Source organism: Sphaerisporangium aureirubrum (genome assembly GCF_042658925.1).
Taxonomy (GTDB): Bacteria; Actinomycetota; Actinomycetes; order Streptosporangiales; family Streptosporangiaceae; genus Sphaerisporangium; species Sphaerisporangium aureirubrum.
This window is the reverse complement of record NZ_JBHSRF010000138.1, coordinates 1-11,077: the sequence shown is the minus strand read 5'-3', so window position 1 is coordinate 11,077 and position 11,077 is coordinate 1. Positions and strand designations below refer to the sequence as shown.

Sequence of the window (11,077 nt, the reverse complement as noted above, 5' to 3'; positions counted from 1 at the left end):
ACCACTACATCATGATCCACACCGAACAGATCTCCGGACGACGCCTCACCTGAGCGGCACACTCCAGGTGAGCACCGTCCCACCCCCCGCCGGGGACTCGGCGGTGAACCATCCCCCCAGCTGCTCGGCCCGCTCCTGCAGATTGCGCAACCCGCTGCGCCGGCCGTCCACCGGCAGGCCGACCCCGTCGTCCTTGACGACGAGCGTGGCCCGGTCCTGGTGCACCGTGGCCGAGACGTCGGCACTGGTGGCCTTGGCATGACGCACCAGGTTGGACAACGCCTCCTGCAGCACGGCCAGCAGGTGATCGGCCACCGGCGCGGGCACCGCGTTGTCCAGCTGCCCCTCCATCCGCAGCCCCGGCATGAACCCCAGATGCCCCCGGGCCCCCTCCACCAGATCCACCACCCGCGCCCGCAGACTCGGATCGGCGACATCCCGGGGAGCCTGAAGCGCGAAAATGGTGGACCGGATCTGCCGGATCGTCTCATCCAGCTCATCGATGGCATGCCGCAACCGCGTCGACGCCTCTGGACGCTCCACCAGCCGCACCGTGCTCATCAACGTCATCGCCACCGCGAACAACCGCTGAATCACCACATCGTGCAGATCCTTGGCGATCCGGTCACGATCCTCCAGCAGCCCCAGCCGCTCGGCGTCCTGCCGCGCCTCGGCCAGCTCCAGTGCCAGCGCCGCCTGCCCCGCGAACGCGTGCAGCATCCGCAACATCGCCGGAGTGAACGGCTGCCGCCCCGGCCGCTTGCCCAGCGTCAGCACCCCCCGCACCGACCCCGCCGCACCCAGCGGCACCGCGGCCGCCGGCCCCCACGACGCCCTGCCACCTGCGACATCCGCGATGTCCCGGTTTCCCAGCTCGTTCACCATCTGAGGTTCCCCGGTGCTGTACGCGGCCCCGGACAGCGAATCGGCCACGCTCACCTCGGCGCCCGCCAGATCACCGCCGCCCTCGGCGATCCTCACCCGCAACGTCCCGGCGTCCTCGGCGGGAAACAGAATCGTCACCAGGTCGGCATCGGCCATCTCCCGGGCACGATCGGCCACCTGCCGCAGCACCTGCTCACTCCCGGCGCCCGACAACAACGCGGTTGTGACGTCCGACGACGCCTGGAGCCAGATCTCCCGCAACCGCGTCTCCTCGTACAACCGGGCGTTCTCGATCGCGACACCGGCCGCGGTGGCCAGCGCGGTCACCACCGCCTGGTCCTCCTCGTCGAACTCCGCGCCCCCGCGCTTCTCGGTCAGGTACAGGTTGCCGAAGACCACGTCACGCACCCGCAGCGGCACCCCGAGGAACGACCCCATCGGCGGATGACCGGGAGGAAAACCGTACGACTCGGGATGATCGGAGATGGACGCCAGCCGCAACGGCATCGGCTCCTTGATCAGCAGACCGAGCAACCCCAGCCCGTGCGGCCAGTGCTCGATACGCGCGATCTCCTCCTCGCTCAGCCCCACCGGGATGAACTCCAGCAGCGTGCTCTCCTCACCCACCACCCCGAGCGCCCCGTAACTGGCGTCCACCAGCCGGGTCGCCGTCTCCACGATCCGCCGCAGCACCGTCTCCAGCTGCAGATCACTGCCGATGGAGACCACCGCCTCCAGCAGCGTGTGCACCCGGTCACGGGTGGCCAGAACCGCCTCCAGCCTGATCTGCAGCTCGGACAGCAACTCGTCGAGCCGCATGTTCGGGACCATTGATCGGGACGCGTCGGAGGCCATACCGGGATTCTCGCATCAACGCCGCACAGCGCCCATCCGCTCCGCGGCCCGCGAATCCCCCGGCGCGGAAGTCCCTTCGCCACCGGGGCCTCCGGGCTCCCGTCACCGCGGTGACGATCCCCTGTCCGCGGGTCCTCGATCCCCGGAGCGGGCCAGGGCGGTGGCGGTGCCGTCGATGAGGGCTCGCAGGCCGTGGGTGAAGGTCTCGGTGCCGGCTGTGCCGCCGCCCTCGCGGACGGCCGCCAGCAGGGGGCTCGACTCGTCCAGGAGGTCGGCCGGGGAGGGCTGGGGCGCGGGGTCCGGACGGGGGGTCTGTTCCCGGAGGACGAAGCCGGTGACGTAGTGGGTGAGGGTCGCGACGGTGCGCAGCGCCAGGACGGGGGTGAAGCCGAAGGCGGTCATCGCCCTCAGCTCGCGGTCGAACAGCTGGATGGCGGAGGGGCTGAGGGTGGTGGCGCCGACGACCACGCGGGCGGCGTCGCGGTGGGAGAGCAGGGCGGTGCGGTAGGCGTGGGCGCGGCGGGTGAGCCAGTCCTGCCACGATTCGCCGGGGTGGGGCGGGCCCATTCCGCCGGACCGGACGATGGCGTCGGCCATTCCGTCGAGGAGTTCCTGTTTGGTGCGGATGTGCCAGTACAGCGCGGGGGACTTGACGCCGAGTTCGGCGGCGAGGCGGCGGACCGTCAGGCCGTCCAGGCCCACCTCGTCGAGCAGGCGCAGGCCTGTCTCTATCAGCGTTCGCCGCGTCACGGCGGGGCGCTTGTCCATGATTGACACCTTAGCAATGCTAAGCGTACCTTAGCGCTGCTAAGGAACCATCGAGTCACGGGGATGGCCATGCTCACGACGACCTCGGCCGACGGCACCGACGTCCGCGCGTACGACGAGGGACGGGGCCCGGTCATCGTGATGCTCGGGCCGGGGCTGGACGACGGCACGCGCTGCGGGAAGATCGCCACGATCCTCGCCAGGCGCTTTCGCGTGGTGCGCCCGCACCGCCGCCAGTACCGGCTGGACCTCAAGGCCGATCCCCGGCTGGGCGGCGCGCCGTGCACGGTCGCCGAGGAGGTCGACGACGTCCTCGCGCTCGTGCGGGCGGTCGGCGGGCCGGTCGTCCTGTACGGCCACTCCGACGGCGGGGTGGTGGCACTGGAGGCCCTGGCGGCGTCGCCGGACTCGTTCACCGGCGCGGTCGTCTTCGAGCCCGCCGCCGTCATCGGGCCGCCGCTGAGCGGCGAGGACGGCCACGTGCTCACCGCGGCCCGGGCCGCGCTCGCGGCCGGCAGGCCCGGCAAGGCCCTCGCCGTCTTCACGCACGGCGCCGCGGGCGTGCCGCGCTGGCAGGCCGCGCTGGCAGGCGTCGGCGTCGCGCTCATCCCCCGGTACCGCAGGCTCGTCCCCGCCCAGATCGACTCCCTTGAGGCGCTGGACAGGCTCGGCGTCCGGCTCGGCACCTACGCCACGATCCGGGTGCCGACCGTCCTGCTCGGCGGCGACCGCAACCCGGCGCACATCCCCGAGCGGCTCGACGCCATCGAGCGCGTGATGCCGCACGCCGAGCGCGTGGTGATGCGCGGGCGCGACCACGGCGCCGACGTCAAGCACCCCGCACAGGTCGCCGCCGTCATCGAGGCGGTCGCCGACGGCCGCCTCCCCACGGCACGGGCGTAGCCCGTCCCACGCGGGATGCGGCCCCCCGGCAGAGCCGGGAGGGCCGCTTCGCGTCTCCCCGATGGGACCGGCGGGGCGCGGGTGGCGGGTCTAGGGGATCTCGCCGGGCCTGTCGACGATGCCCGAGGCGAGGTACACGACGGCGAAGACCGCGCCCTTGCGGAACGCCACCTCGCCCTGGATCGACTCGTCGCGCAGCCAGGTCGTCTGGTCGGCCAGGACACGGTAGGTGCGGGGGTCCAGGATGATGTGGCGGCGCTGGCCCTCCTCACCGATCGTGGGGCGGTACAGGCCGAGTCCCTTGCGGCCGGTCGCGTCGGTGACGCCCTGCTCGATCCGCACTCCCGGGATCTGGGCGAGCGCGCGGAAGATGGCGGCCTCCAGGTCGGGGAGCATGACCGCCTGCTGCTTCAGGTAGAGCGAGAGGATGCGGTAGGCCCGCGAGTCGGGGTCCTCGACGTCCTTGCGCACCCCCTCCTCCTTGGGGTAGTCGATCCAGTGCCGGTCGCCCTGGACGTGGGCGAGCAGCTCGGCGGGGTCGGTGGGGAGCTTGAGGAGCTTGCGCCGGTACTGCCGGGGCGACAGATCGTCGTCACCGGGATCGGGTGGGATGTCCCGTACCTTGAAGACGCCGTCCATACCCTGTCCGGCGCTCTGCTTGCCGTCGTAGCGCACCCAGGACTCATGCGTGGTGACATGGCCGTCGGCGGGCTGCACGTCGAGGGTCTTGGTGTACTCCCACTGGTCGGGGCGGGGTTCCGGTGGGACGGCGCGCTTCTCGGCGGTCGCGGCCGCCTTCTCCAGCACGGTCCGCGAGTTCAGCAGGACCGTCCCCACGGAGGGGAGGGGGGGCGGCGCCGCCGGCTCGCCGGGCGCGTTGACGACGACCGCGACGACCGTCGCCGCGGCCGCGGCCGCGACCAGCGCGGACGGCATGAGCACGAACCTCCGCCGCCGTGTCGCCCGGCGGCGGAGCCCGCGCAGGCGGGCGGCGTCCGGCTCGGGCGCGTCGGCGCGCATCTCGCCGAGGATCCTCAGGTCATCCATGGTCGGCCTCCTCCTCGTCCGAAGCGACGGCGGACGGATCGACGCCGCCGAGCGCGGCGCGTGTCTTCCTGCGGGCGCGATGCAGCCGTGAGCGGACCGTGCCGATCGGTATGGCGAGGGCGAGCGCCACCTCCTCGTAGCTCAGGTCCGCCCAGGCGATCATCAGGAGGACCTCGCGGTCCTCCGGCGACAGCACCGCGAGCGCCCCGGCGAGCTCGCGGTGCGCCGCCGACGCGGAGACCCTGGCGTCGACCCGGTCGGCGTAGCTCTCCGCCACCTGGTCCGTCCCGGTCCTCGCCAGGGCGAGGTAGAGCCGTACCTCCCTGCGGCGGTGCTTGCCGATCAGGTTGGCCGCGATGCCGTACAGCCAGGGACGGGCGTCGGGGTGGGTCACGTCGTAGCGGTCGCGGCGTCTGAAGGCGGCCAGGAACGTCTCCGCGACGACGTCGTCGGCCACCGAGTCACCCAGCCTCCGCGTCACGTAGCGGTGCAGGGCGGGCGCGTGCCGGTCGAACAGGGCGCCGAAGGCGGCGGGATCCCGCCTGGAACGCTGGATCAGCTTCGCGTCCTCCACGCTCACGTCGGCTATCAAGCCTGGGCTCCGTTCCTCGGTGTGGTCATCCTCTTTCACCCGAAGTCCTGACTTGAGTTCTCGGAACATTTCACTCGCCGGGCAGATGTCCTGTTTTGGGCCTTGTACGGCATTGGTACCGGAGCTACGATCACGGCAACTCTTAGGAAACTTTCCTATAAGAAGGGGTCGTACCCCCATGAAGCGAACCCCCCGCCTCCTGGTGCCGGCAGTCGTGTTGCTGCTGGCGGCCATAGGGGTGCTCGTCACGCAGACGTCCGCTCAGGCCGCCAACCTTCTCGCCAACCCGGGCTTCGAGGGCGGCGCGCTGTCGCCCTGGTCCTGCACCGGCGGGCTGGGGTCGGTGGTCGGGTCGCCGGTCCGGTCCGGCACCAAGGCGCTGTCCGGCGCGGCGAGCGCCTCCGACAACGCCCGGTGCAGCCAGACGGTGACCGTCCGGCCGAGCACCGCCTACGTCCTGACCGCGTGGGTGCGCGGCAACTACGTCTACCTCGGCGTGAACGGCGGCGGGTCCACCTGGACCTCGTCGGCGGCGTACACCCAGCTCACCGTCCCCTTCACCACCGCGGCCGGCCAGACCAGCGCCGTGGTCTACCTGCACGGGTGGTACGGGCAGGGCACCTACTACGCCGACGACGTCAGCTTCGACGGTCCCGGCGTGCCCCCGGCCAGCCCCACGCCCACCCCGACCGTCACCCCCACGCCGACGCGCACCCCCACCCCGACGCCCACCCCGACCGTGACCCCCACGCCGACGCCGACGGTCACGCCGACCGGTGGCACGTGCGCGGTGAAGTCGAGGCCGGCGGGCAAGGTGCTCCAGGGGTACTGGGAGAACTGGGACGGCGCGTCCAACGGCGTGCACCCGCCGCTCGGCTGGATCCCGATCACCGACTCCCGCATCAAGGCCCACGGCTACAACGTCATCAACGCGGCGTTCCCGGTCATCCGCTCCGACGGGACCGTGCTGTGGGAGGACGGCATGGACGCCACCGTCAAGGTCGCCACCCCCGCCGAGATGTGCGCGGCCAAGGCCGCCGGCGCGACGATCCTGATGTCCATCGGCGGCGCGACCGCCGGCATCGACCTCGGCTCCAGCGCCGTCGCCGACCGCTTCGTCGCCACCGTCGTGCCGATCCTCAAGCGGTACAACTTCGACGGCATCGACATCGACATCGAGACCGGCCTCACCGGCAGCGGCAACATCAACCAGTTGTCCACGTCCCAGGCCAACCTCATCCGCATCATCGACGGCGTGCTCGCCCAGATGCCGTCCAACTTCGGCCTGACCATGGCGCCGGAGACGGCGTACGTGACCGGCGGCAGCGTCACCTACGGGTCGATCTGGGGGGCGTACCTGCCGATCGTCAAGAAGTACGCCGACAACGGCCGCCTCTGGTGGCTGAACATGCAGTACTACAACGGCAGCATGTACGGCTGCTCGGGCGACTCCTACTCCGCCGGGACGGTGCAGGGGTTCACCGCGCAGACCACCTGCCTGAACAACGGCCTGGTGATCCAGGGCACCACGATCAGGGTCCCCTACGACAAGCAGGTGCCCGGCCTGCCCGCGCAGAGCGGAGCCGGGGGCGGCTACATGGCGCCCTCCCTGGTGTCCCAGAGCTGGAACGCCTTCGGCGGCGCGCTCAAGGGTCTGATGACCTGGTCCGTCAACTGGGACGGATCGAGGAACTGGACCTTCGGCGACAACGTCAAGGCACTGCAGGGCCGCTGACGGCGGGCTCGCGAGGCCGCCCCCGGATGACCGGGGCGGCCTTCCGCCTGTTCAGGGCCCCCGCGCCACCTGGCGGCCCTCACCCTCCCGGCATAATCCATGATTCCCTGAATTCAGGGTTCCATGTACTCTGAGGCCATGTTGACGATCGCCTCCGAGATCGAGGTGCTCGCCCGGTTCGGGCGCGCCCTGGCCGACCCGATCCGGTGCCGGATCCTCGTCGCGCTCCGGCAGGCCCCGGCGCACCCCGCCGAGCTGGCCGACTCGCTCGGAGTGTCCCGGACCCGGCTGTCCAACCACCTGGCCTGCCTGCGCGACTGCGGCCTGGTGGTGACCGTGCCGGTCGGGCGCCGCGTCCGGTACGAGCTGGCCGACGAGCGGCTCGGCCACGCGCTGGACGACCTGCGCGCCGCCGTCGTCGCGGTCGCGGCCGGCCGCACCTGCGCCGAGGCGGACGACAAGGGCTGCTGCTGATGGCCGTGACGCGTCCGGCCGCCGTCCCGGCCCCTCCCGTGGGCCGTCGCGCGACGTTGCGGCGGCGGATCCGGCTGCTGGTGGCCGCCACCATCGCCTACAACGTGATCGAGGCCGTCGTCGCCGTCACGGCCGGCACCCTGGCGTCGTCGGCGGCGCTGATCGGCTTCGGCCTGGACTCGGTGGTGGAGGTGGCCTCGGCCGCGGCCGTGGCCTGGCAGTTCTCCGCCGCCGACCACGAGCGCCGCGAGAGGACCGCGCTGCGGCTCATCGCGCTCTCCTTCTTCGCCCTGGCCGCCTACGTCACCGCCGACGCCGTCCGCGCCCTGCTCGGCGCCGGCGACGCACAGCACTCCACGCCCGGCGTGATCCTGGCCGCCACGTCGCTGGCGGTCATGCCGTTCCTGTCCTACGCCCAGCGCCGCGCCGGCCGCGAACTCGGCTCCGCCTCGGTCGTGGCGGACTCCAGGCAGACCCTGCTGTGCACCTACCTGTCGGCCGTGCTGCTGGCCGGGCTGCTGCTCAACGGCACCCTCGGCTGGTCCTGGGCGGACCCCGTCGCCGCCCTGGTCATCGCCGCGGTCGCGGTCAAGGAGGGACGCGACGCCTGGCGGGGCGACACCTGCTGCGCGCCGCCCCCGGCACCGGACGCCGCGGCCCCGTGCGCGGACGGCTGCTGCGCCCCTCGGCCCCCCGCGCGCCCGGCCAGGTAGCGGGCCATGCACCTGGCCGGGCGCCGTCGGTCACCCGGGGTCGGCCGGGTGCGGAGGGCCCGGGGTCAGCGCTTCCTCCAGACGGTGACGTGGGCCTCGAAGTAGTCGTACTCGCGGGGGTTCTGGCGGAGGACGCCGGCCTCGTCCTTCTCCAGCATCAGGTCCAGGTCGGCGGACAGGATGTTCTTCAGGACCTGTTCGCTGGTGGTGCCGTTGCTGGAGGAGCCGAACCAGGTCTCGGGGGAGCTGAACTCGGGGTACCAGGACCAGGGGCAGGCGACCATGAGCAGGCCGCCGCGGCGCAGGATGCGGGCCGAGTCGGTGAACTGCTTCAGGCAGAGCTCGGGGTCCTTCACGCGGTCCAGGACGTTGGAGAGGATCACGGCGTCGAAGGGGCGGTGCGGGGCGGCCAGGGCGCAGGCGTCGTCCACCTCGAACTCGACGCGGGCGCGCCGCTCGGCGGCGGGGAGGGTGACCTGGACCTCGCGGAAGAACGGGCCGAGCTGCGCGACGCTGAAGGTGCCGCCGCCGTGGCGGGTCAGCGACTGGGCGACCTCGATGGAGCGCACGCTGGAGTCGATGCCGACCACGACGTCCTTCACCCACGTGCTCAAGGCGTGGGAGATCCCGCCGACGCTGCACCCCACGTCCAGGACGGAGGAGACACTCGTGCCCGTGCGCAGCGCCACCAGCTCCAGTACCTCCGACAGGCGCCTCGGTAAACCGTGCGAGGGCGCGAGCGGATGGTGGGGGCGTTCGAAGGCGTCCTCGATGGAGCCGTAGTGCATGAGGAGGTACTTCGATATGTCTCTGGCTGTCTCATAGGCAGAGCTTGTCGTCTCGTCCTGAAGAAGCTCGTCTTCCTTGAGAAGAACAGGAGGTATCGCCACTACTCACTCCTTGTGTCGTCGATCGTGTGCGCCTGCGATCTGCGGCGCAGCTTCGGCCTGGCCGGGCGGGCCTCCTCTAGCCGGTCCGCCAGCCTCGCCACGGTGGGGGCGTCGAAGACCGTACGTATGCCTATCTCCACGGCCAGCACCGTACGGATGCGGTTGACCAGCCGTCCCACCTGCAGGGAGTGCCCGCCGAGGTCGAAGAAGCTGACGTCCGCGCCCACCTCGGGCAGGCCCAGCACCTCCGCGAAGAGTCCGCAGAGCAGTTCCTCCCGCGGCGTGCGCGGCCCGCGTCCGGCGGTCGCCGGGCGGGGGGCGGGGAGCGCGGCGCGGTCGAGCTTGCCGTTCGGGGTGACGGGAAGCGTCGCTAGCACGACGACCGCGGCCGGGACCATGTAGTCGGGCAGGACCCGCGCGGCCTCGGCGCGCAGGGCGGCCGGGTCGATCTCCCCGGGGGCGTCCGGCGCCGGGGTGACGTAGGCGACCAGCCGTTTGCCGCCGGCGGGGTCCTCGTCCACGACGACCGCGGCCTGCCCGACGCCGGGGAGCCCGGCGAACGCGGCCTCGGCGTGCCCCGGCTCGACGCGCAGGCCACGGATCTTGACCTGGTCGTCGGCCCGGCCGGTGAAGATCAGTTCTCCGGCGGCGTTCCAGCGCGCGAGGTCCCCGGTGCGGTACATGCGGCCGCCGGGAGGGCCCGACGGGTCGGCGACGAAACGTTCGGCGGTGAGCGCGGCCTGGCCCACGTATCCGCGGGCGAGACCCGCGCCGGCGAGGTAGATCTCGCCTTCGGTGCCGGGCGGCACGGGCCGGAGCCGGTCGTCGAGGACGTGCAGGCGGGTCCCGTCCAGCGGGCGCCCCAGCGGAACCGGCGCCGCGTCCTGGCCCGGCGTGGTGTACGGCGTCTGGGTGACGCAGAGGGTGGTCTCGGTGGGGCCGTACGTGGTGCGGACCGTGATACCCGGGTGCTCGCGCAGGACCCGGGCGACGGCCTGGGGGGCGATGACGTCGCCGCCGGTGGTGACCTCGGTGAGGCCGCCGAACGCCTTGGTGGCGTCCTCGGCGAGCACGCGGAACAGCCCGGCGGTCAGCGACAGGTGGGTCACCCCGTGCCGGGTGAGCACGTCGCCGAAGGCGGCCGGGTCGAGGAGGTCGGATCCGGAGACGGCCAGCGCCGCGCCGCACAGCAGCGGGACGAAGATCTCGTAGACGGACGCGTCGAAGGCGTGGGGGGCGTGGAAAAGGACGCGGTCGCCGGGGGCCACGTTCCAGCACGGGTCCAGGGCGAGGTCGGCGACGTCCTGGTGGGTGACGGCGATGCCCTTGGGCGTTCCGGTCGACCCGGAGGTGTACATCACGTAGGCGAGCTGCCGCGGATCCACCTCCGGCAGACCGGCGGGGCCCGGCTCGCCGTCCGGGTCGTCCCCGGTGACGACGATGACGTCGCGGCCCGCGGCGGCCTGTTCGGTGATCAGCTCGTGGGAGCGGTAGCCGGGACCCGTGAGCAGCACCGGGGCGGTGACCGTGGCCAGCACGGCGCGCAGCTGCGCGACGGGCTGCTCGGTGTGCAGCGGGAGGTACGCGGCGCCGGCCTTGAGCACGCCGAGGATGGCCACGACGAGTTCCGGGCAGCGCCGCATCAGCAGGGGGACGGGCGTGTCCGGCCGGATCCCGGCGCGCAGCAGCCGGTGGGCCAGCCGGTCGGAGAGGACGTCCAGCCGATGGTAGGTGAGCCGGCCCGCGTCGTGGAGGACCGCGGGGGCGCCGGGGGTGCGCGCGGCCTGCGCGGCGAACAGCCCCGGCACGGTCCGGGACGGCCGCGGGGCGCCGGTGGCGTTGAAGGCGGCCAGGCGGCGGCGATCGTCCGGGGTGAGCACGTCGAGGCGGCCGATCGGGGTGTCCGGGGCGGCGGCGGCCTGGGTCAGGACCATCAGGAGTCGCTCGGCGACGGCCTGGACGGTGGCCCGGTCGAACAGGTCGGTCGCGTAGGCGATCTGGAGCCGGTCGCCGGACATCGTCACGTCCAGGTCGAAGCGGGCCGGCTCGTGACCCGCGTTCTCGGCGGCGCAGTCCAGGCCGGGCAGGTCGAACCCGAATCCGGCGACGGAGTCGAACTCGTTCTGGACGGTGAGGCAGACCTGGATGAGGGGGTGGTGGGTGAGGGTGCGGGCGGGCTGGAGGTCTTCGACGAGGCGGTCGAAGGGGAGGTCGT

Annotated in this window: 10 protein-coding genes; 4 read left to right on the top strand and 6 right to left on the bottom strand. The window is 72.4% G+C overall.

The genetic code is table 11. The features are described 5' to 3' along the window. Positions 1 to 45 precede the first annotated feature (45 nt). Both ACFP1K_RS40030 and ACFP1K_RS40025 read right to left on the bottom strand, forming a co-directional pair. On the bottom strand, positions 46 to 1,704 hold the full coding sequence (locus ACFP1K_RS40030; protein ID WP_380763635.1) for a sensor histidine kinase: 1,659 nt from the start codon (positions 1,702 to 1,704) through the stop codon (positions 46 to 48). A gap of 138 nt (positions 1,705 to 1,842) precedes the next feature. Continuing rightward, on the bottom strand, positions 1,843 to 2,508 hold the full coding sequence (locus tag ACFP1K_RS40025; RefSeq protein WP_380763633.1) for a TetR/AcrR family transcriptional regulator C-terminal domain-containing protein: 666 nt from the start codon (positions 2,506 to 2,508) through the stop codon (positions 1,843 to 1,845). A 69-nt stretch (positions 2,509 to 2,577) separates the two neighbouring features. On the opposite strand from ACFP1K_RS40025, the gene ACFP1K_RS40020 reads away from it, so the two are divergent. Continuing rightward, positions 2,578 to 3,411, top strand: coding sequence for an alpha/beta fold hydrolase (locus tag ACFP1K_RS40020; protein WP_380763631.1), 834 nt, complete (start codon positions 2,578 to 2,580; stop codon positions 3,409 to 3,411). A 90-nt stretch (positions 3,412 to 3,501) separates the two neighbouring features. Here ACFP1K_RS40020 and ACFP1K_RS40015 read toward each other — a convergent pair whose 3' ends face one another. Together ACFP1K_RS40015 and ACFP1K_RS40010 are read right to left on the bottom strand one after the other, a co-directional pair. Continuing rightward, positions 3,502 to 4,458 carry a CU044_5270 family protein gene (locus ACFP1K_RS40015; protein WP_380763629.1) on the bottom strand — a complete coding sequence of 319 codons (957 nt, stop codon included), beginning with the start codon at positions 4,456 to 4,458 and terminating at the stop codon, positions 3,502 to 3,504. Further along, on the bottom strand, positions 4,451 to 5,089 hold the full coding sequence (locus tag ACFP1K_RS40010) for an RNA polymerase sigma factor (protein WP_380763627.1): 639 nt from the start codon (positions 5,087 to 5,089) through the stop codon (positions 4,451 to 4,453). The genes ACFP1K_RS40015 and ACFP1K_RS40010 overlap by 8 nt, the downstream gene beginning before the upstream one ends. 139 nt (positions 5,090 to 5,228) lie before the next feature. Here ACFP1K_RS40010 and ACFP1K_RS40005 point away from each other — a divergent pair, with 139 nt between their 5' ends. The 3 genes from ACFP1K_RS40005 to ACFP1K_RS39995 all read left to right on the top strand — a co-directional run bounded on the left by ACFP1K_RS40005 (position 5,229) and on the right by ACFP1K_RS39995 (position 7,972). Further along, positions 5,229 to 6,785, top strand: a complete 1,557-nt coding sequence (locus ACFP1K_RS40005) for a glycosyl hydrolase family 18 protein (RefSeq protein ID WP_380763625.1) — start codon at positions 5,229 to 5,231, stop codon at positions 6,783 to 6,785. A 138-nt stretch (positions 6,786 to 6,923) separates the two neighbouring features. Continuing rightward, complete coding sequence (locus ACFP1K_RS40000) at positions 6,924 to 7,259, top strand: ArsR/SmtB family transcription factor (protein WP_380763623.1); 336 nt, start codon at positions 6,924 to 6,926, stop codon at positions 7,257 to 7,259. Further along, positions 7,259 to 7,972: a cation transporter gene (locus ACFP1K_RS39995; RefSeq protein ID WP_380763621.1), complete on the top strand. Its 714-nt coding sequence runs from the start codon at positions 7,259 to 7,261 to the stop codon at positions 7,970 to 7,972. Before ACFP1K_RS40000 ends, ACFP1K_RS39995 begins: the two co-directional genes overlap by 1 nt. Positions 7,973 to 8,037: 65 nt before the next feature. Here the strand turns inward: ACFP1K_RS39995 and ACFP1K_RS39990 are convergent, their stop codons facing one another. Together ACFP1K_RS39990 and ACFP1K_RS39985 are read right to left on the bottom strand one after the other, a co-directional pair. Then, the gene (locus tag ACFP1K_RS39990; protein WP_380763619.1) at positions 8,038 to 8,862 is read right to left on the bottom strand and encodes a methyltransferase domain-containing protein; all 825 of its coding nucleotides are present in this window, start codon (positions 8,860 to 8,862) and stop codon (positions 8,038 to 8,040) included. After that, positions 8,862 to 11,077, bottom strand: a 2,216-nt coding sequence (locus tag ACFP1K_RS39985; RefSeq protein ID WP_380763617.1) for a non-ribosomal peptide synthetase, incomplete at its 5' end; no start/stop codon positions are given. The genes ACFP1K_RS39990 and ACFP1K_RS39985, both read right to left, overlap by 1 nt.

Coding starts and splice junctions, on each gene's coding strand:
- ACFP1K_RS40030 (WP_380763635.1), bottom strand. CDS start 1,704: ATGCGGCTCGACGAGTTGCTGTCCGAGCTGCAGATCAGGCTGGAGGCG.
- ACFP1K_RS40025 (WP_380763633.1), bottom strand. CDS start 2,508: ATGGACAAGCGCCCCGCCGTGACGCGGCGAACGCTGATAGAGACAGGC.
- ACFP1K_RS40020 (WP_380763631.1), top strand. CDS start 2,578: ATGCTCACGACGACCTCGGCCGACGGCACCGACGTCCGCGCGTACGAC.
- ACFP1K_RS40015 (WP_380763629.1), bottom strand. CDS start 4,458: ATGGATGACCTGAGGATCCTCGGCGAGATGCGCGCCGACGCGCCCGAG.
- ACFP1K_RS40005 (WP_380763625.1), top strand. CDS start 5,229: ATGAAGCGAACCCCCCGCCTCCTGGTGCCGGCAGTCGTGTTGCTGCTG.
- ACFP1K_RS40000 (WP_380763623.1), top strand. CDS start 6,924: ATGTTGACGATCGCCTCCGAGATCGAGGTGCTCGCCCGGTTCGGGCGC.
- ACFP1K_RS39995 (WP_380763621.1), top strand. CDS start 7,259: ATGGCCGTGACGCGTCCGGCCGCCGTCCCGGCCCCTCCCGTGGGCCGT.